Here is a 19,640-nt window from a genome sequence, read left to right as displayed (position 1 = left end):
GGAGCCGGCGGGGGTCAACGCGGGGAGGGAGCGACGGCGGCTGTGGGCAGGCCGGTCGGCCACCCACCCGCCGCCAGCTGGGCCGCCTCCATCGGGCGGGACAGCGCGAACCCCTGCAGGTAGCGGTGCCCCATGTCGCGCAGCAGGGAGGCCTCGGCGTCACCTTCGACGCCCTCCACCACCACCGGCAGGCCGAGGCTCGCGCCCAGGTGGAGCACCGCCCGGCACAGCGCCTGCCGCTGCTGGTCGTGCTCGACGCCGGCGAGGAACTGGCGGTCCATCTTGAGGGTGTCGACCGGCAGTCCCACCAGGTAGGCCAGCGAGGACCACCCGGTGCCGAAGTCGTCGACGGCGATGCGGATGCCGAGCTGCCGCAGCGCCTCGAGCTCCTCGATCACGGCGTCGTCGTCGAGCAGCATCGACTCGGTGAGCTCGAGGAACAGCCGCCGGGACGGCAGCCCGCTGGCGTCGAGCGCGGCGAGGACGTCGGCGCCGAGGGAGCCGCCGTGCAGCTGGCGGGCCGACACGTTGACCGCCACGGCCAGCTCGGTGCCGGGCAGCGCGGCGACGGTGGTGCAGGCCTCGTGCAGCACCCAGCGGCCGAGCTCGGTGATGAGGGCGGACTCCTCGGCGAGCGGTACGAACTCCGCCGGGGACACCTCGCCGTAGACCGGGTGCCGCCAGCGCAGCAGCGCCTCGACGGTGACGGTGCGCTGCAGCACCAGGTCCACGACCGGCTGGAACACCAGGCGCAGCTCGCCGCGGTCGAGGGCGCCGGCCAGGTCGGCGCGCAGGGCCTCGCGGCGGTCGCGCTGCTGCCGCACGGCGTCGTCGTACCGGTGCACCTGGCCGGGGCCGGCGGCACGGCGGGCGAGGTCGGCGTGGCGCAGGGCCTCACCGGGGTCGAGGTCGTCGGGGAGGGCGGTGACACCGGCGGAGGGGGCGAGATCGGAGCCCGCGGTGGCCACGAGCCGGGCGGCCAGGACCTCGGCGTCGGCGATGCTGCCGTGCGCGAGGACGGCGAAGTCGCCGTCCTTGGTGCGGGCCAGCCAGTCCTCGGTGCGCAGCAGCCGGACCAGCCGGGCGGTGAGCGCGCGCAGGGCGACGGCGGCGTCCTCGGGCGCGCGGCCGGCCAGGCCGGGGACGCCGAGCAGCGCCAGCGCGCGGGGCCGGCCGCGGGCCTCGAGCCGCAGCGCGGCCAGCCGCCGGACCAGCGCCGCCCGGTTGGGCAGCCCGGTGACCGGGTCGGTGAGGGCGAGCTCGACCAGCGCGGGCTCGCTGGCGGCGTCGGCCCCGGATCCGGTGACGTCCCGGCAGTACAGGACGAACGCCCCGACGTCGGGGTCGTCGCGCAGGTCGCGCACGGTGGCCTGGAGGAGCCGCCAGCTGCCGTCGGCGTGCCGGACCCGCGCGGTGCGGACGGCAGGCACGCCGCCGGGCGCGGTCCCGCGGAGGGCGTCGGTCAGGTGGCCGGTGTCGTCGCGGTGCACCACCTCGTCGAGGCAACGGCCCAGGACGTCGTCGGGAGCGTGGCCGAGCAGGTCGGTGACGGCCTTGGAGGCGAAGGTGACCCGCAACCGGTCGTCGAGGATGACGACGGGGTCGGCGCTGCTGCGCACGAGGGTGCGGAAGTAGGCCTGGCTGCTCAGCAGCTCGGCGGTGAGCCGGTGCTGCGCGCGCCAGGTCACGACCTGGTGGACCAGCACGAGGAGCAGGCCGGTGATCGCGAGGACGAGGTCGAAGCGGTCGACGGCGCCGGTGACGGAGCTCTGCAGGAGGAACAGCGTGCCGGCCACGAGCGCGGTCGCGTGCGGCAGCAGGGCGCCTACCGCCCCCACGGGCCACAGTCGCGGGTCGCCGGCCGGGCCCCGGGGGACATCGAGGTGGCAGGCCGTGCACAGCAGGACCGCCGCGAGCCCCATGACCGGGCGGACCCACGCGCCGAGCTCGGGGGAGTCCAGTCCCCACGCGAGCACGGAGGAGACGCCGGTGCCGGCCAGGGCCGACTGCACACCGACGAGCAGCAGGCCCACCCGCTGACGCCCGGGGGCCACGCCGCCGAGGAACACCAGCGCGGCCGCGGTGCTGAGCGCGACGACGACCGGCACCACGTGGACGGCGACGGCGAGGGCGGCCGACGAGCCGACGCCCGCGATGGGGCGCAGGACGACGTGCACCGCCAGCAGCGAGGCGACGACGAACAGCGCGGCCGCGGTCACCTGCTGGGCGCGGCCGCCGCCCGGGGAGCGCTCGCGCAGGCGCAGCAGCGCGACCACGGTGAGCAGGTGGCCGAGGCCGCCGCCGAGCACCGCGCTGGCCGGCACGCCGGTGATCAGTGGGACGCCCGCGGAGGCCGCGCCGGTGACGACGGCCGCCGCGGCGAACCACCGCCAGCCCGAGGGCACGACGGTGCGGCCGGCGCGGGTGAGCAGGACGGTCGCGGTGGTCAGGCCCAGGACGACGTCCGCGGCACCCGCCACGTGCGCCGGGGCGCCGACGACGGAGACCGCGGCGCTGAGGACGGCGATCCAGGCGACGGCCGGCAGGCCGGTGCGGCCGCGCAGGGGCCGGAACGCCAGGGCGGCGGCCGGTCCGAGGGGGACGCGTGCGGAGGTCACGAGACCGCCATCGGAACGGCTCCGGCCGCGCTGGAGGTGGGCTGTGCCCCGGGTCACCCTGAAGGGGCGCGTCCGGCCGCTGACCAGGCAGGCGAGGCGACTCCCGAGGGGCCGGATCGCCGGGGGGATGGCAGAGTCAGCGGCGTGAAGACCTGGCTAGACGCGTGGCCGGTGTTCCGGCAGCTGACCGGCCCGGACCCGCTCGGACGCGGCAGGGCCGCCCGCAGCAGGGCGACGGAGAACGTGGTGAGCCGCACGGCCACCGCCGACCGGGTCGTACAGAGCGTGTGCCCGTACTGCGCCGTCGGCTGCGCCCAGCGGATCTACGTCAAGGACGAGCAGATCGTCCAGATCGAGGGCGACCCGGACTCGCCGATCAGCCGCGGACGGCTGTGCCCGAAGGGCAGCGCGAGCAAGCAGCTGGTCACCAGCCCGACCCGGGTCACCACGGTCAAGTACCGCCGTCCGTACGGGACGGAGTGGGAGGACCTCGACCTCGACACGGCGATGGAGATGATCGCCGACCGCGTCCTCGAGGCCCGCCGCAAGGGCTGGCAGGACGAGCACGAGGGCACGCGGGTCAACCGCACCATGGGAGTAGCGAGCCTCGGAGGGGCGACCCTCGACAACGAGGAGAACTACCTCATGAAGAAGCTCTACAGCGCCCTGGGCGCGATCCAGATCGAGAACCAGGCCCGCATATAGCACTCCGCCACGGTCCCCGGTCTGGGGGCCTCGTTCGGACGTGGCGGTGCCACGAACACCCTGGAAGACCTCGCGAACTCCGACTGCATCGTCATCGAGGGTTCGAACATGGCCGAGTGCCACCCGGTGGGCTTCCAGTGGGTCACCGAGGCCAAGGCGCGCGGTGCGAAGGTCGTGCACATCGACCCGCGGTTCACCCGGACCAGCGCGATCGCCGACCTGCACGTGCCGCTGCGCATCGGCAGCGACATCGCCTTCCTCGGCGGGCTGATCAGGTACGTGCTCGACAACGAGCTGTACTTCGACGAGTACGTGCGGGCGTACACCAACGCCGCGGCGATCGTGGGCGAGGAGTACGTCGACTCCGAGGACCTCGACGGGCTGTTCTCCGGGTTCGACCCGGAGACCCGCACCTACGACGAGGCCAGCTGGCAGTACGAGCCCGAGGAGCCGCCGCACTCCTCCTCCGACGACCCGCCCGAGGCCGCCGAGCAGGAGCGCTCGGAGCAGCACCCCGACGTCCGGCACGCCGACCGCGCGCAGGCCGCCGGCAGCGGCGGGCCGCCGATCCCGAGCAAGCCCAAGCGGGACGAGACGCTGCAGCACCCGCGGTCGGTGTTCCAGATCCTCAAGCGGCACTACGCCCGGTACACGCCGGAGATGGTGTCCGAGGTGTGCGGCATCGAGCCGGAGGTGTTCCTCCAGGTCGCCGAGTGGGTGACGGAGAACAGCGGCCGCGAGCGGACGACGGCGTGGGTGTACTCGGTGGGCTGGACGCAGCACAGCGTCGGCGCGCAGTACATCCGCACCGCCTCGATCCTGCAGACGCTGCTGGGCAACATCGGCCGTCCCGGCGGCGGGATCATGGCGCTGCGCGGGCACGCCAGCATCCAGGGCTCGACCGACGTCCCGACGCTGTTCAACCTGCTGCCCGGCTACCTGCCGATGCCGCACGCCCTCCAGCACCAGACGCTGGACGACTACGTGGGCGACGCCGCCGGCAAGGCCGGCTTCTGGGGCAACAAGCGGGCCTACACGGTCAGCCTGCTCAAGGCCTGGTTCGGCGACGCGGCGACGGCGGAGAACGACTTCTGCTTCGACCACCTGCCCAAGATCACCGGCGACCACAGCTCGTACCAGACGATCGCGGCCATGATCCGCGGCGAGGTCTCCGGCTACTTCCTGGTCGGGGAGAACCCCACGGTGGGGCACCCGAACAGCCGGATGAACCGGTTCGGCCTGGCCAACCTCGACTGGCTGGTCGTCCGCGACCTGCAGATGATCGAGTCGGCGACGTTCTGGAAGGAGTCCCCGGAGATCGAGACCGGGGAGCTGGCGCCGGAGTCGATCGCGACCGAGGTGTTCTTCGTGCCCGCGGCCACGCACGCGGAGAAGGAGGGCACCTTCACCCAGACCCAGCGGGTGCTGCAGTGGCGGCACAAGGCGGTCGAGCCGCCGGGCGACGCCCGCAGCGACCTGTGGTTCTACTACCACCTGGGCCGCATCCTCCGGGAGCGCCTCGCGGACTCCACCGACCCCCGGGACCGGCCGCTGCTCGACCTCACCTGGGACTACCCGCTCGAGGGTGAGACGCAGGACCCGAGCGCCGCGGCGGTGCTGCGGGAGATCAACGGCACCGGCCCGGACGGGCGGGCGCTGTCGTCCTACGTGCAGATGAGGGACGACGGGTCGACCACCGGCGGCTGCTGGATCTACTGCGGCGTCTACGCCGACGAGATCAACCAGGCCGCGCGCAAGAAGCCGCACCGCGAGCAGGGGCAGGTCCCCTCGGAGTGGGGCTGGGCCTGGCCGCTGAACCGTCGGGTGCTCTACAACCGCGCCTCGGCCGACCCCGGGGGCCGGCCGTGGAGCGAGCGCAAGAAGTACGTCTGGTGGGACGAGGAGGCCGGCCGCTGGACCGGCGACGACGTCCCCGACTTCGAGGCGGAGAAGCGGCCGGACTACGTGCCGCCGGACGGCGCGCGGGCGCAGGACGCGATCGCCGGCACCGATCCGTTCGTCATGCAGGGCGACGGCAAGGCCTGGCTGTTCGCCCCCGCGGGGCTGGTCGACGGGCCGCTGCCGACGCACTACGAGCCGGCGGAGTCCGTCGTCGAGAACGGGCTGTACAAGCAGCAGGCCAACCCGACGGTGGAGTTCATCGAGGGCCCGTGGAACCGGGCCAACCCCTCGCGCAGCGACGTCTTCCCGTTCCAGGTCACCACCTACCGGCTGACCGAGCACCACACCGCCGGTGGGATGAGCCGCACGCTGCCCTACCTCGCCGAGCTCCAGCCGGAGTTCTTCGTCGAGGTGAGCCCGGAGCTGGCCGAGCTGCGCGGGCTGGCCAACGGCGAGTACGCCACGCTGGTCAGCGCTCGGACGGCGATCGAGGCGAAGGTGCTGGTCACCGAGCGGGTGCGGCCGATCCGGCTGCGAGACGGCACGGTGGTGCACCAGATCGGGATGCCGTACCACTGGTCCTACAGCGGCATCTCCACCGGCGACGCCGCCAACGACCTGCTCGGCATCGTGCTCGACCCGAACACGCACATCCAGGAGTCCAAGGCGAGCACCTGCGACATCCGGCCGGGACGCCGTCCGCATGGGCCGGAGCTGCTGGACCTCGTGGAGTCCTACCGGCGGCGGGCCGGGGTGGCCTCCGGCCGGGTGGGGCTCAACGGCCGCGACCCGGTCGAGGCCTCGGCGGGGGAGGGGTCCACGCAATCGTGACGGGGAGTGAGGTGCGCATGATCAGCTCAGCTGATCGTGCGGCGTCCTGGCTCACGGTCGGCGGTGAGCCAGGAGGCGCCAGGGTGAGCCAGGACGGCAACGACGCAGGGAGGAGGCCGGCGTGACCTCGATCAGCTCGGCGAGCCCGGCCTTCACCGGGAACGACCCGCAGAACCGGCTGTACGGTCCGCTGCCCGACGTCCAGGGCGAGGCGGGCTACGACGACGACCACCCGGCGCGGGTGGGCTTCTTCACCGACACCTCGGTGTGCATCGGCTGCAAGGCCTGCGAGGTGGCGTGCAAGGAGTGGAACCTCCTGCCGATGGACGACTCGCACGGCACCCGCGACGTCATCGGGCTGTCGGGGATGTCCTACGACAACACCGGGCAGCTGGGCGCCAACTCCTGGCGGCACGTGGCGTTCATCGAGCAGGTGCGCACCGTCGACCTGCCGATGCCGACGATGGGGCCGCCGTCCCACGTCGACGCGCCGCGCGGCACCGGGCACACCGGGGCGCCGCCGGCCGACGCGCTGGGCCTGGGCGCCGACGAGGTGCTGTCGGCGCAGACCAGCGTGCTCAACGCCGAGGCGCTGAGCGAGTTCGACCCGCAGACCGGGCAGTCCGGCGCGGACAAGCAGGTCCGCTGGCTGATGAGCTCCGACGTCTGCAAGCACTGCACGCACGCCGGGTGCCTCGACGTCTGCCCGACCGGTGCGCTGTTCCGCACCGAGTTCGGCACCGTCGTCGTCCAGGGCGACATCTGCAACGGCTGCGGCTACTGCGTGCCGTCCTGCCCGTACGGCGTGATCAACCAGCGCAAGGACGACGGCCGGGTATTCAAGTGCACCCTCTGCTACGACCGGCTGACCGACGGGCTGCAGCCGGCCTGCGCCACCGCCTGCCCCACCCAGTCGATCCAGTTCGGCAACCTCGACGAGCTGCAGGCCCGCGCCGACGCGCGGCTGGCCACGCTCAAGGCGCAGGGGGTCGAGACCGCGCGGCTCTACGGCCGGGACGAGGACGACGGCGTCGGCGGCGCGGGGGCGTTCTTCCTGCTGCTCGACGAGCCGGAGGTCTACGGCCTGCCGCCGGACCCGATCGTCACCACCCGGGACCTCCCGGCGATGTGGCGGGCCGCGGCCAAGGGCGCGGCGATGATCGTCGGCGTGGCGCTGACCGCCGTCCTCGGCTCGCGGAGGGCCCGTTGACGGGGCAGAAATGGCCATTTGCGCCCCTGGAGGGGGACTACCAGTGACCGAGCTTGCGAGGTCACGCATGGGCAGAGCACCGCTCGGCACAGCTCTGACGAGCGCCAGCGAGGAGGAGCTGTGACCGAGGGCCTCACCACCCCGGGCGCCGGCTGGCGCCGCGCCGACGGGCCGCCGGCGCAGCAGCGCCAGAAGCGCCGGCGCCGTGGCAACGGCCGCCGCGGCGGCGAGGTGCCCATGGTCGACGAGGCCGAGTTCACCTCGTACTACGGCCGGCCGATCATCAAGCCGCCGGTGTGGAAGACGCCGGACGTGCCCCTGTACTTGTTCCTCGGCGGGGCGGCCGGATCCTCGGCGATCCTGGGTGCGCTCTCGGACCTCAGCGGCGGTCCGCAGCTGACCCGGGTGGCGCGGCTGGTCGCCGGCGGCGGGTCGATCGCCTCGGTCGGCTTCCTGATCCACGACCTCGGCCGCCCGGAGCGGTTCCTGCACATGCTGCGGGTGATCAAGCCGACCTCGCCGCTGTCAGTGGGCACCTACATCCTGTCGCCGTTCAGCGCGGCGGCCGGGGCGACGGCGGCGGTGGAGCTGCTGGGCTGGTTCCCGCGGCTCAAGCGCTTCGGTGGGATCGTGTCGGGGGTGTTCGGCGGCCCGATGGCGACCTACACCGCGGTGCTGCTGGCCAACACTGCCGTCCCGTCGTGGCACGCGTTCCACACGAAGCTGCCGTTCGTGTTCGGCGGCTCGGCGATGGCCGCCGGCGGCGGGATCTGCATGGCGCTCACGCCGCTGTCGGAGTCCGCGCCGGCCCGGAAGATGGCGATCATCGGCGCGGGCATCGAACTGGTCGCCGTCCACGGCGTGGAGAACGACGAGAGCGTCGTCTCCGAGCCGTACCACGTGGGCCGGGCCGGGAGGTTCATGCGGGCGGCGAAGGCCTGCAGCGCGGCCGGGCTCGGGCTGGCCGTCCTCGGCGGGCGCACCCGGGTCGGGGCGACGGTCTCCGGGGCGCTGCTGGCGGCCGGGTCGCTGCTGACCCGCTTCGGGGTCTTCGACGCCGGCATGGCCAGCGCCCGGGACCCGAAGTACACCGTCATCCCGCAGCGGGAGCGGATCAAGGCCCGGGAGGACGCCGGCTCGATCACCCGCTGAGCGCGTCCGGGCGGGGTGTCCGGGGCGAAGGGCGGATGTGTTCGTCCTCGTCCTGGCGGTGCCGGCGCTGCTGGTCGTGGTTCTCGGCTACGTCGTCGGCCACGCGGTGTGGACAGCGGTGGGTGGTCCGGCGCCCGAGGTCGTCGGCTGGGTCACCGGGCTGGTGCTGCTCGGCGTCGTCACCGCTCTCGCGTGGCGGTGGCTGCGGAGGAGTCGAGGCTGACGGGGGCGGTCCGCGCCGTTGCGGCCGCCCGCCGGGTCAGCGGACGGAGACCGCTCCGGATCCGGCGGCACAGGCGGCCTCGAGGGCGGTCCGGGCGCGACGCAGCACCTCCCGGGCAGGGACGCCGGCCTCCAGCAGGGAGACCCCGGCACACACGCCGAGACCGGGACGCCCCAGGGCGCTGATCTCCCCGATGACACGGGCCGCGGCGGTCACGGCGCCGGAGATGCCCCCACCGAGCACCAGGGCGAGCTGGTCGGGACCGGACCGGCCGAGCCAGTCGTCACCGCGCACCGAGCGGGCGACGATCGTGGTGACGACGGCCCGGTTGCCGGCCGTGGTGGTCTCGGCCCCGTCGCCGTGCAGCAGGCCGATCACGAGCAGGGCGCCCGGGGTGTCCGCGGCCAGGCGCTCGGTGAGCTGGGTGTGCAGGGAGATGGGCCCCGGCAGCAGGCTCGTCACGTCCTCCTCGGGCGGCAGGAGGTCGGAGACGGGCAGCGAGACGCCCAGGGGGTTGTGCGCGATGGTCATGGGACGGGACATCGGCGCCGCGGCCGTCCCGGGACAGGGCTCCACCCGACCGCCCCACCCTCGGGGATGAGAGCGACAGGTCACGACTCGGTAGCACTCCGGAACGGAACGCCGTGGTTCCGTGGCGGCAGCACCTACGCTCTCCCGCGGAGGGCGGCGGCTGCGACGCCGGCACGGGGGCGACGGGGGCTCGGATGGCAGTCGAGGACGACGTCGCGGCGTTGGCGTTCACCGCGGAGACGGAGCTGGGACCGACGGCGATCCGCGCGGCCGGACGGCGGGCCGCCGAGGCCGCCCGCCGCTACCTGCAGACGACGATCAGCGAGACGCGGGCGAGCGCGGCCGGGCTCCGCTACCTGGCGCAGGGGCCGGGCGGGTTCGAGCGGCAGATGGCGCTGCAGGTGGCGTGGGAGGAGATCGGCGGGGGGCGGCGTCGGGTGCGCCTGACGGTCGGGGACTACCTGGTCGAGCGCCCCCGCGTGCTGGGCATCCCGGTGGGGCGGGGGACGGTGCCGGCGCTGGCGTCGGCCCGCCGGTTCGCCGCCGCGCTGCGGGCCGAGCTGACCGGGCGGGTGCGGCCGGCCGGGGCGCGGGAGGAGCCCGCGGCGTCTCTGCCGGACCCCGGGCCGCCGGCGCGCGAGCTGCGCAGCATGGTCCTCGACGGGCCGCCGCGGCACGGGGTGCCGGTGCGGCAGACCTCGACGTGGACCTGACGAGCTCGTTCCGCGCGCGGTGGGTGAGGGCACCCGGGCGCTGGCCCGACCGCCGGGGTCTCGGCGGGACGGTGTCCCGGGCGGCCGACGCCGGCAGCGGCGCCGTGGGGCGGAGGCCGCGGTCCGATCGTGACGGTGTGGTGCTCAGCCCTCGCCGCACGTGGGCACGGCGTCGGCCCACAGCGCCCACCCCGGCAGGTCGGACCGGTAGGCGGCGCGGATCGCGGGTGAGGCGGTGGCCCCGCCAGTCGACCCGGCCGTGGACCTCGGGCTCGTCCTTGGCCCACTCGAACCAGTTGACCATCGCCAGTCGGGCAGTCGCCCGCCCAGTGCCGGTCGTGGACCTGCTGCCACCAGGCCTGCTTCACGGCGAGCGCGGGGCCGACGAACCCCGCGGTGACCAGCAGCCACATCAGCGGGACCATGGCGGTGCCGCTGGCCGGGTACTCGGTCGCGGTGAGGCCGCCGAGGGAGAGCCCGGCGTAGACGACGGCGGCGAGGAGCAGGAGGCCGAGGGCGGTGAGCACCCACGGCACGCGCGCGCGGGCCCGCTCGTCGCCGGTGCGGCCCTTGGCCGTGACGGCGAAGGTGCCGCTGTCACGCCGCAGCAGGGAGAAGGTCGCCGAGAGGTTGGACGGCAACCGCACCATGTCGAACAGCAGCGAGAAGGCGGCGCGGGGGAAGCCACGCCCGAGCAGCGTGATGGCCGTCTGCTGCAGCACGAACGCCGAACCGGCGAAGAGCGCGAACTGCCACGGGTCGGCGGCGACGGGGAACAGTCCGGTGGCGAGGACGGCGACGGGCACCAGCGCCAGCCCGAGGGTGCGCCACGAGTCGAACCAGGCCGACAGGGAGTAGGCGTAGCCCAGCCGCTGGCCGAGTGTCAGGCCCCGGGTGGTCAGGGGGTTGTCGGTGCGCAGCACCTGCATGGCACCGGCCCCCAGCGGCGGCGCTGGGCGTAGAACGCTGCGGGGGTGCCCGCGGCCAGGCCGCTGGCCAGCACCTCGTTGTGGTACGCCGTCCGCCAGCCGGCACGGTGCAGGCGCATCGTGGTGTGGAAGTCCTCGGTGAGTGTCTCGGTGGCCACGCCACCGACCTCGCGCAGCGCCGAGACCCGCAGCACGGCGTTGGTGCCGCACCAGAAGGCGGCGCCGGCGGTGTGCTTGCCGGCCTGGATCACCCGGTAGAACAGCGACTCCTCGTGCAGCGACGAGCCCGGGTGGTGGTGCTCGAAGGAGGCGGTGTTGTAGAAGTCCTGTGGGGTCTGGACCAGTGCCAGCCGCTCGTCGGCGAAGTAGGGGACGGTGCGGGTGAGGAAGTCGGGCTCGGGCACGTGGTCGGCGTCGAAGACCGCGATCAGCTCGGTGGTCACCAGGCGCAGCGCGGAGTTCAGGTCGCCGGCCTTGGCGTGGTCGTGCACCGGACGGGTGACGTAGCGGGCGCCGAGCGCGGCGGCCATCTCGGCCACCTCGGGGCGGTCGCCGTCGTCGAGGATCCAGGTCTCGTGGTCGCCGTGCATGGCCAGGACCGCGGCGACGGTCGGCAGCAGCCTCTCGAGGCGCTCGTCGTAGGTCGCGACGAGCACGGTGACGCGGGGCTGCGGGCCCGTGATCGGTGCGGTGCGCAGCCGCTCGCGGGTGGGTTCCACGTCCCAGGTCGTGATCACGAAGAGCACGAGGGCGAGGAAGCCGTGCAGTTCCAGGACGAGGAACGGGACGCCCAGCCAGCGGGCGGCGCCGTCGGGCATGGTCCAGCCGATCCGCCAGACCAGGTAGACCAGCGTGCAGACCACGGCGCCGACGGCGACCGCGTGCAGGAGCGCGCGGCGGGCGGGGCTCTCGGGCTCAGGGAGCTCGCCCCGCGGCCGGGGGCGCCTCCGGACCGGCTCGGCGGGCGGTACGGCCCGCGGACCGCCCGCGAGCGCCCGCGGCGAACGATGACGCCCTCGGCGCACGCTGGACGTCTGCATGAGGGGGCGCATCGGCGTCCGGCCGGTGGCGGTGGAGCGAACGGCGTCCTAGGCTACCCGTCGGGGGACTTCAGCGGGGAGCGGATCAAGGCTCGGGAGTACGCCGGCTCGATCGTCCGCTCACGACACGCCCACGAGGTGGGACAGCGAAGGTCGCGTGTGTTCCGTCCTCGTCGTCGCCCTGCCCCGCTGCTGGTCGTCAGTACGCCCCGGAACCCCGCAGGATCGCCCGAACCGTCTTAGCGAGGATCATGATGTCGAGAGCCAACGACCAGTTCTCGACATAGCGGACGTCGAGCCGCACCGAGTCGTCCCAGGAGAGATCTGACCGGCCGCTCACCTGCCACAGACCGGTGAGGCCCGGCTTGACCAGGAAGCGGCGACGCATGGCCTCGCCGTAACGCTTCACCTCGGAGGCCAGCGGCGGGCGTGGACCCACGAGGGACATGTCTCCCCACACCACGTTGAGGAGCTGTGGCAGTTCGTCGAGGGAGTAACGGCGAAGAATCCTGCCCACCCGGGTGACCCTGGGGTCTCCCTTCATCTTGAAGAGGACGCCGTTCCCCTCGTTTCGGTCGGCGAGGCCCGCCACCATCCGATGGGCCCCCGGGACCATGCTGCGGAACTTCAACATGATGAAGGGTTCCCCGGACAGGCCGATCCGTTCCTGACGGAAGAACACCGGGCCGGGACTGGTGAAGCGAATGGCCACAGCGATGCCCAGGAGGGCCGGGGATAGGAGCAACAACGCAAGGCCGGCTGCGGTCCGGTCGAAGAGTTCCTTGGTGAACCGGCGGACCCCTGTGAGCTCAGGGCGCTCCATGTGCAGCAAGGGGAGGCCCGCGACGGGGCGGATGTGCACACGAGGGCCCACCACGTCTGTGATGGCAGGCGCCACCAGCAGTTCTGCTTCGGTGTTCTCGAGCTGCCAGCCCAGGCGTCGGAGGGTGGGACCGTCCAGTTCCTGGCTGGGAAGGACGGCCACGGTGTCGACCTCGAAGCGGGAGACCACGTCAGCGACCTCGTCGACCCCGCCGAGAACCGGGAGGCCGTTGAACGCGTCTGCGTGCGCTGCCTGTTCATTGGAGGGGAGGCAGCAGCCGATGACCCGGTACCCCTGGTGCTTGTTCCGTTGCAACTCCTCATCGAGGTTCGCAACGGCCAGGCGGTGACCGACCAGGAGCGTCGTCTGCTGCAGCCTGCCGCGACAGCGCTGCCGGTAGATCCAGTGGCGATGCCCGAAGCGCTGTCCGAGCGTCAGCACCGTGGACAGCGGCAGCGCGAAGACCACGAAGCCGCGTGCGATGTCCAGATAGAGCGTGAAGGACAGGGTCGCCACTGCGGCGAGCAGACCCACGGCTGCGGCGAAGACCCGGCGGTACTCCTCTACTCCGACCCACAGGAAGCGCGCCTCGTAGGTGCGTGCGATGAGCATCGTCGGTAGCCACAACGCCGGCAGCGACCCCAGGCTCCACCAGGGAGGCCGGGGGTCTCCGGGGGCGATGAGGTCGAACCAGAGCAGGTGACCCGCCACGGCAGCGACCGCTGCACACAGGGCGTCCAGCACCACAGCTCGTCGGACGTAGCTGGCTTGCCAGGCTCGGCGAGCCTCGGTGCCTTCTCCGCGGAGATCGGCGGCGAAGTTGGACCAGCCATTACGGGCATGCCGCGGTGGTGAAGCACCCTGCAACCGCACCACCGACATCGGTGCCCCTCCTACTCAGGGATCCGCAGCGTCGTGACGATACGTGATGTCGGACATTCCCCAAAGTCGAACGGAAGGGACGACCGTGCTCATGACCTGCAGTTACACACCGCTCACAAGTTGATGTCCCGGTGAGTGATCACCCAGAGTGAACTAGCCTGTCGTGAATGGACTACGACGTTCCGTATCGGCTGTGCGCTTTCACGCGCGCCTGGACGCGCGAGCCCGAAGTCCTGTCGTAGGCGGGCGGGCACAGGCGGTGCATCCCGGGCTGCAGTCGTCGGTGCAGCGGGCGCGCACAACGGATCTGCGCGGTCGTCGTCGCAGTCGGCCTCTCGTCGAGCCCGCGGGCTCGCCCACCACTGGGCCGTTCCCGGCGGCTGTGGAACGGTTGCAAGAGGATCTCCGCACGCCTCGCAGGACTCCGGTCACCGCGTACGGAGCTCTTGCCGATAGCGCACCCACTGGAGCGAAAGTCGGTGCAGGTGGCGTCGCGTGTTGCACAATCGGGCCTCCATCGGTGCGGTGGGACCTCGTGAGGAGACGTGGCTCGTGCCCTTCAACCACCGTCGCAAGACCCCGCACTGCCGGTGCGGTGTCCCTGACGTGACTCGCGCATGACGACGTCCCCGGCTCTGCCGGTCACGGTGATCCGCGCCCGGCGGACCAAGGGCCTGGTGGACTGGTCGGAACTGTGGGCCTACCGCGACCTCGTCTACTTCTTGACCTGGCGTGACATCAAGGTTCGGTACAAGCAGACAGCGCTGGGGGCCGCGTGGGCAGTGCTGCAGCCCTTTCTCACCATGGTGGTCTTCAGCATCTTCTTCGGGAGGCTTGCGGGGATCGATTCGGGGAATGTGCCCTACCCGGTCTTCGCCTACACGGCGTTGGTCCCCTGGACGTTCTTCGCGAACGCGGTGACGCAGGCCAGCAATAGCCTGGTCCAGCAGGAGTCGATCCTCACAAAGGTCTACTTCCCACGCGTCATCGTGCCTTCCGCGGCGGTCCTCGCTGGCCTGGTTGACATCACCGTCGCCTTCTCGGTGCTGGTGGCCATGATGCTCGCGTTCGGGATCGTACCGACGGTAGCCGTCATGACCTTGCCGCTGCTCGTGGCCTTCGCCGCCATGACCGCATTTGCGGTGGGCCTCTGGCTCTCTGCCCTGAACGTCCGTTACCGCGACGTCCGGTACACACTTCCCTTCATCGTCCAGGTGTGGCTCTTCGCCTCCCCGGTGGCCTATCCCTCGTCCCTCGTGCCGGAGGCACTACGACCTCTTTACGGGATCAACCCGATGGTCGGTGTCATCGACGGTTTCCGCTGGGCGCTGCTCGGAGACGTGGAGGCGCCGGGATGGAGTTTCCTCGTGTCTGTTGGCGTCGTCATCGCGCTCCTCGTTGGGGGACTCGCCTATTTCCGCCGTATGGAGAGGTCGTTCGCGGATGCCGTCTGAGGTCAGCAACGTCGCACTGCGGGTGGACGGCCTGGGGAAGCGGTACCAGTTGGGGGAGCGTGAGTCGTACCTCGCCCTGCGCGACGTCCTCTCCCGGGGGGTGTCTGCATCACTTCGCAGGTCTCGTCGCCGTGACCGCGCTGCGGACTCGAGCTTCTGGGCGCTGCGTGACGTCAGCTTCGAGGTCCCTTCGGGGGAGGCCATCGCGATCGTCGGTCGCAACGGTGCCGGCAAGAGCACCTTGCTGAAGATCCTCAGCCGGATCACGGAGCCGACGGAGGGGCAGGCCGTCGTCGCAGGCCGCGTGGGCGCGCTCCTCGAAGTGGGGACGGGGTTCCACCCTGAACTGACAGGACGGGAGAACGTGGCGCTCAACGGCGCGATCCTCGGCATGCGACGGCGGGAGATACAGTCCAAGTTCGACGAGATCGTCGACTTCGCCGGCGTCGAGCGATTCGTGGACACTCCGGTCAAGCGCTACTCCAGCGGCATGCGAGCGCGACTGGCCTTCGCGGTCGCAGCCTTCCTCGAGACGGACATCCTCGTCGTCGACGAGGTCCTCGCGGTCGGTGACGCCGAGTTCCAGAAGAAGTGCATGGGCAAGATGGGTGATGCGGCCCACGGGGGACGCACCGTGCTCTTCGTCAGCCACAACATGACCGCTGTGGAGTCCCTCTGCCGACGGGCGGTGTGGCTCGACGGAGGGCGCGTGGTCGCTGACGGGCCGACGCCCGACGTCGTCGGCCGGTACCTGTCGACATCCTTCTCAGCGCTCAGCGAGCGCACGTGGCCGGACCTCGAGTCAGCTCCCGGCACCGACGCTGTCCGGATCCGCCGGGCGGCCGTCCGGCCCGAGTTCGGCGACCCGTCCGACCCCATCGACGTGCGCACGCCGGTGGCCATGGAGTTCGAGTACTGGAACCTCCGACCGGGGGCGCTGCTCAACCTGAGCCTGCACGTCTACAACGCGCAGGGGGTCATGGTCTTCAATGCCCTGCCCTACCTCGAGAAGGAGTGGCAGGGGCGGCCCTTTCCCCGAGGTCTGTACCGTGACACCTGTCACATCCCTGGAGATCTGCTCAACGACGGCACGTACCGAGTCGAACTCCTCGTCATCTCTGATTCACGAACGATCTACAAGCAGGACGAGGTGCTCGTCTTCGAGGTGAGGGACGACCCGCGTAGTCGTGACGGCTGGTTCGGGGCGTGGGAGGGAACGGTACGGCCACAGCTGGGCTGGGAGACCGAGCAGCTCGTCGACAGCGATGCCGCCGTGGGTGAGCATCGTTGACCAGGTCGACGGGTACAAGCGCTGCCTACGCCCAACCCGCCTGTGTGGCCTCCTCGTCCGGGGTCCGCGCACCCTTCCCCATCCCGCGCTCCGAGGGCGGGCTCCTCGAGCGGCGGGTCGGGGTGACGAATCGCCATTACCTCATGGGGCCGCATCCGCTCTTCAGCTGTCGAGACTGGTACAGCTCTCGGACGCTCTGGCAGCTCTGGAGGGCAAGGCCATCAGCGTCGTCCTCGTGGCCACCCCGCTCCACGAGGTGCCGTTGTCCCCACACCATCGACGGCAGCTGCGACGCACCGGCCCTTCGCTCGATGTGGAAGTCCTCTCAGTGCCCCTCGAGGCACCTGGATGACCGGGTGACGCTCCGCTCTGGCCTCGTGGCTCGGCACGGACTTGGGGGAATCCAAGCCTGCTCACGGGAGTCCCTCAGGCAAGAACTCGAGCTGCGCGGCATAGTGGCACTCCGCGCTGACCGGGGAGGGCGACCGTCGCCATGACGCTGTGGTTGGTGGACGGGGAACGGGCCTGCTACCACCTCGGCGCGTCCTCCGACGCGGGCCGGCCGGTGAGCGCCGGCTATGCGTCGTTCGCCGCTGGACTGGAGCGCCTCCGCGACAAGGGCGTCCGGTTGGTCGACTTCGGTGGTCTCGCTGGCGGCGGACACGAGGACGGCCTCGCGTGCACCAGGAGCGGCCGGGCCAATGACAAACGGCCAGCGTACCTGTGCGGGCTGGTCCTCGGCCAGCCCATGCACGTGGCGCTGACATCTGCGACTCGAGCGCCCGGCGAGTGGTCACCGGCGTGCCGCGCGGTCAACCGGAACGTCACAGTATTGGTTCACGGAGCGGGGGAGCGATGAGGTCTGCGGAGGACATGTCGTCAGGAGCCGAGCCGCTGACGGATGCTCGACTGACCGGCCTTGCGGTCCTCGGCGGCGCCCCGGCGTTCGATCGGCCGCGCCATGTGGGGAGACCCAACCTCGGGGACCGCGACCGTCTGCTGGCTCGCATCGACGGGATGCTGGACCGACTCTGGTTCACCAACGGGGGGCCGCTGGTCCAGGAGTTCGAGGAGGCGGTGGCCTCGATCGCCGGCGTTCGTCACTGCGTCGCCACGTGCAACGGCACCTTGGCGTTGGAGATCCTCATCCGCGCGGTTGGACTGACCGATGAGGTCATCACCACGCCCTTCACCTTCGTCGCCACGCCCCACTCCCTGCGGTGGCAGGGGATCACACCGGTCTTCGCTGACATCGACCCACGAACGCACAACATCGACCCTGCCCAGGTCGAGCGGTTGATCACCCCGCGCACCACCGGGATCCTCGGCGTCCACGTCTGGGGCAGGCCCTGTGCGGTGGACGACCTCCAGGCAATCGCGGACCGCCACGGGCTGCCCCTTCTGTTCGATGCTTCCCACGGTCTGGGTTGCTCCAGCGGGGGACGCATGATCGGAAGCTTCGGAGCGGCGGAGACCTTCAGCTTCCATGCCACGAAGTTCGTGAACGCGTTCGAGGGCGGGGCGATCGTGACCGACGACGACGACCTCGCAGAGCGCGCCCGGCTGATCCGGAACTTCGGGTTCGCGGACTACGACCAAGTCCGCAGCCTGGGGACCAACGGCAAGATGTCAGAAGTGGCAGCGGCCATGGGACTCACGTCGCTGGAGGCGCGAGACCGGTTCATCGCCGTGAACCACCAGAACTACGACGCCTACCGCCGCGGCCTCGACGGCGTCCCAGGAGTGGAACTCATCTTCTACGACGACGAGGAGGCCACGACCCGTCAGTACATCGTGGTCGAGGTCGACGAGTCGGCGGGTCTGTCCCGGGACGACCTCTGCCAGGTGCTGTGGGCAGAGAACGTCCTCGCCCGGCGGTACTTCTATCCCGGCTGCCACCGGGCCGAGCCCTACGTCTCCGAACAGGGGCCCGACCAACTTCGGATGCCGATGACCGATCGCCTGGCGGCGCAGGTCCTGACCTTGCCGACCGGCACGGGGGTCTCGACTGCGGACATCGAGGTCATCACTGGCCTCGTGCGGCGCGCGGTGTCGGCAGGACCCGCGCTCGCTGCCGCTCTGCCGCGTCGGCCTGGAACCCCTCCGGCCGCCGTTCCCGTCCCCCCGGACGAGCAGCCGGACGGCGGATGAACGGCGGCCCACGTGCAGCGGCCTCCGTTCGGGTCAGCGTCATAGTCACCGCATACAACCACGAGGCCTACATCGGTCGTGCACTGGAAGGCATCCTCAAGCAGACCGGCGTGTCGTTCGAGCTGCTCGTCGGCGATGACTGCTCGACCGACGGGACGAGATCAGTGATCGACAGCTATGTCCACCGGAATCCGGACCTCATCCGCGTTCACTACCCGGAAGAGAACCTGGGCGGCGGCGGGAAGGTCATCTTCGATGAGCTCATCCGACGCTCCCAGGGCGAGTACATCGCGGGGTTGGACGGCGACGACTACTGGACCTCTCCCACGAAGCTCCTCGTCCAGACGGCCTACCTTGACGAGCATCCCGAGTGTTCGATGGTGTTCCACAACGTCGTCCGCCACTTCGAGGACGATGAGCGGCCGGATGAGCTCTATCTGTCACAAGGGGGCCGGCGGCAGCTCGAATGGCGAGACCTCTTCGGATCCAACCCGGTGCCAGCCTGTAGCCCTCTGTTCAGGCGGGCGGCCCTCGATCCGCTCCCGGCCTGGTACTTCCACCTTCCCTGGGGGGACTGGCCCCTCTACTTCATGGCGATGGAGAAGGGGGAAGTGCACTACCTGCCGGATGTGATGGGGGTCTTCCGCCTCCACGGCAGGGGCATGCACTCGGGGCTGTCCGACGTCGCACGACGAGAGAACGAGGTCGAGTTCTTCAGTCGTCTCGTCGGGGTGTTGCCTCCTCCGCAGGAGGAGCATCTGCGACGACGGCTGGCACTCGCCCTGAGCCGGCTTGCTCGAGCACAGCTCCGAGCGGGGCGACGCGACGCCGCGCGAGTCCGTCTCGCCGAGAGCTTCCGCACGTGGCCGTTGGATCCGCGACTGCTGCTCCGTGGCCAGGGTGAGCGCGCACGTCTCGCGTTGTGGGCACTGACCAGGTTGCCCTTACAGCCTCCGGTCCGGCCCGTGGAGGACGTCCGTTGACGCGATCGGCTGGTGCGGTACCCGAACGCAGTGCTCATCCGAGCATGCCGCGGCCTTCGAGTGAGCGGGTTCGATGTGCTTGTCGCGCTGCGTGCTCGCGTCCATGAGTCGAGTACGCAGCCTTGGAGGCGGCGGATGCTCATCGCGGTATCCGGACCGGCAGCTGGCCGTTCGTCGGCCACGGCTGGCTCAGCGATAGAGC

General features: G+C 71.4%; 15 protein-coding genes and 1 pseudogene. 12 read left to right on the top strand and 4 right to left on the bottom strand.

The features are described 5' to 3' along the window. Positions 1-14 precede the first annotated feature (14 nt). A complete protein-coding gene (locus CRP39_RS28180) occupies positions 15-2,618 on the bottom strand; it encodes a putative bifunctional diguanylate cyclase/phosphodiesterase (RefSeq protein ID WP_097208680.1) in 2,604 nt (867 codons plus the stop codon). A gap of 144 nt (positions 2,619-2,762) precedes the next feature. On the opposite strand from CRP39_RS28180, the gene CRP39_RS28460 reads away from it, so the two are divergent. The 5 genes and pseudogenes from CRP39_RS28460 to CRP39_RS22725 all read left to right on the top strand — a co-directional run bounded on the left by CRP39_RS28460 (position 2,763) and on the right by CRP39_RS22725 (position 8,641). After that, positions 2,763-3,323, top strand: a complete 561-nt coding sequence (locus CRP39_RS28460; protein ID WP_097208679.1) for a dehydrogenase — start codon at positions 2,763-2,765, stop codon at positions 3,321-3,323. A gap of 12 nt (positions 3,324-3,335) precedes the next feature. Further along, positions 3,336-6,056: pseudogene (gene fdh / locus CRP39_RS22740) on the top strand (formate dehydrogenase); the annotation flags it as partial. Between the two features lie 121 nt (positions 6,057-6,177). Then, positions 6,178-7,266 (top strand): 4Fe-4S dicluster domain-containing protein, encoded by a 1,089-nt coding sequence (locus CRP39_RS22735; RefSeq protein WP_097208677.1) that lies wholly within the window; start codon positions 6,178-6,180, stop codon positions 7,264-7,266. Positions 7,267-7,386: 120 nt separating this feature from the next. Continuing rightward, positions 7,387-8,418 carry an NrfD/PsrC family molybdoenzyme membrane anchor subunit gene (nrfD, locus tag CRP39_RS22730; protein WP_097208676.1) on the top strand — a complete coding sequence of 344 codons (1,032 nt, stop codon included), beginning with the start codon at positions 7,387-7,389 and terminating at the stop codon, positions 8,416-8,418. Positions 8,419-8,455: 37 nt separating this feature from the next. After that, positions 8,456-8,641, top strand: a complete 186-nt coding sequence (locus CRP39_RS22725; protein WP_097208675.1) for a hypothetical protein — start codon at positions 8,456-8,458, stop codon at positions 8,639-8,641. A 36-nt stretch (positions 8,642-8,677) separates the two neighbouring features. Here the strand turns inward: CRP39_RS22725 and CRP39_RS22720 are convergent, their stop codons facing one another. Further along, positions 8,678-9,172 (bottom strand): nucleotidyl cyclase domain-containing protein, encoded by a 495-nt coding sequence (locus CRP39_RS22720; protein ID WP_097208674.1) that lies wholly within the window; start codon positions 9,170-9,172, stop codon positions 8,678-8,680. A gap of 194 nt (positions 9,173-9,366) precedes the next feature. On the opposite strand from CRP39_RS22720, the gene CRP39_RS22715 reads away from it, so the two are divergent. After that, positions 9,367-9,885, top strand: a complete 519-nt coding sequence (locus tag CRP39_RS22715) for a hypothetical protein (RefSeq protein ID WP_097208673.1) — start codon at positions 9,367-9,369, stop codon at positions 9,883-9,885. A gap of 519 nt (positions 9,886-10,404) precedes the next feature. Then, positions 10,405-10,743: a hypothetical protein gene (locus tag CRP39_RS22710; RefSeq protein WP_097208672.1), complete on the top strand. Its 339-nt coding sequence runs from the start codon at positions 10,405-10,407 to the stop codon at positions 10,741-10,743. Positions 10,744-10,783: 40 nt separating this feature from the next. Here the strand turns inward: CRP39_RS22710 and CRP39_RS22705 are convergent, their stop codons facing one another. Both CRP39_RS22705 and CRP39_RS22700 read right to left on the bottom strand, forming a co-directional pair. Continuing rightward, the gene (locus CRP39_RS22705; protein WP_172442588.1) at positions 10,784-11,677 is read right to left on the bottom strand and encodes a glycosyltransferase family 2 protein; all 894 of its coding nucleotides are present in this window, start codon (positions 11,675-11,677) and stop codon (positions 10,784-10,786) included. A 376-nt stretch (positions 11,678-12,053) separates the two neighbouring features. Continuing rightward, complete coding sequence (locus tag CRP39_RS22700; protein ID WP_097208670.1) at positions 12,054-13,559, bottom strand: sugar transferase; 1,506 nt, start codon at positions 13,557-13,559, stop codon at positions 12,054-12,056. A 617-nt stretch (positions 13,560-14,176) separates the two neighbouring features. On the opposite strand from CRP39_RS22700, the gene CRP39_RS22695 reads away from it, so the two are divergent. The 5 genes from CRP39_RS22695 to CRP39_RS22675 all read left to right on the top strand — a co-directional run bounded on the left by CRP39_RS22695 (position 14,177) and on the right by CRP39_RS22675 (position 19,438). Beyond that, positions 14,177-15,013, top strand: a complete 837-nt coding sequence (locus CRP39_RS22695; RefSeq protein WP_097208669.1) for an ABC transporter permease — start codon at positions 14,177-14,179, stop codon at positions 15,011-15,013. After that, positions 15,003-16,304, top strand: coding sequence for an ABC transporter ATP-binding protein (locus CRP39_RS22690; RefSeq protein WP_097208668.1), 1,302 nt, complete (start codon positions 15,003-15,005; stop codon positions 16,302-16,304). The genes CRP39_RS22695 and CRP39_RS22690 overlap by 11 nt, the downstream gene beginning before the upstream one ends. Positions 16,305-16,797: 493 nt before the next feature. Then, positions 16,798-17,163, top strand: a complete 366-nt coding sequence (locus CRP39_RS28420) for a GNAT family N-acetyltransferase (RefSeq protein ID WP_097208667.1) — start codon at positions 16,798-16,800, stop codon at positions 17,161-17,163. Further along, the gene (locus CRP39_RS22680; protein ID WP_216359885.1) at positions 17,160-18,455 is read left to right on the top strand and encodes a DegT/DnrJ/EryC1/StrS family aminotransferase; all 1,296 of its coding nucleotides are present in this window, start codon (positions 17,160-17,162) and stop codon (positions 18,453-18,455) included. Before CRP39_RS28420 ends, CRP39_RS22680 begins: the two co-directional genes overlap by 4 nt. Then, positions 18,452-19,438, top strand: a complete 987-nt coding sequence (locus tag CRP39_RS22675) for a glycosyltransferase (RefSeq protein WP_097208666.1) — start codon at positions 18,452-18,454, stop codon at positions 19,436-19,438. Before CRP39_RS22680 ends, CRP39_RS22675 begins: the two co-directional genes overlap by 4 nt. The last annotated feature ends 202 nt before the right edge of the window (positions 19,439-19,640 follow it).

It is taken from the genome of Geodermatophilus sabuli, from assembly GCF_900215145.1.
GTDB lineage: Bacteria > Actinomycetota > Actinomycetes > Mycobacteriales > Geodermatophilaceae > Geodermatophilus > Geodermatophilus sabuli.
Note: the sequence above shows the minus strand (reverse complement) of the source record. Positions and strands in the feature narration are given on the sequence as shown.